Origin of the sequence: Flavobacterium sp. HJSW_4 (assembly GCF_042436695.1) — a bacterium.
Classification (GTDB): domain Bacteria; phylum Bacteroidota; class Bacteroidia; order Flavobacteriales; family Flavobacteriaceae; genus Flavobacterium.
In genome coordinates this window covers 1-263 of the sequence record NZ_JBHNPP010000099.1, presented here as the reverse complement: position 1 = coordinate 263, position 263 = coordinate 1, and the positions used below count along the sequence as shown (strand labels likewise).

At 43.0% G+C, this 263-nt stretch carries 1 pseudogene; it reads left to right on the top strand.

Going from position 1 to position 263, the window contains the following annotated elements:
• Positions 1-263, top strand: a pseudogene (locus ACE01P_RS24480) (type IV secretion protein Rhs); the annotation flags it as partial.

Genomic DNA, 263 nt, shown 5'->3' with positions numbered 1-263 from the left:
ATCACCAATTTCAGCAATTTAAAAATAACCCAGAAAATTCACGGCCACCACAGCTTTTCATTTGAAGTGAGGCAAGATCTGCTTGTTGACGAAATGAAAAGCGTTATGCCTGTTTCGCAGCAATTGTACGGAGAGAGGATAAGCATCGAAGTCAAGCCGATCCCCGGACTTGACGATCTGATGGTTATGAAAAATCCCAACGATTACATTATGCAGTTTTACGGCGTAGTGACCAAAGTCAAGCTCCAGAAATCCCGCATCAA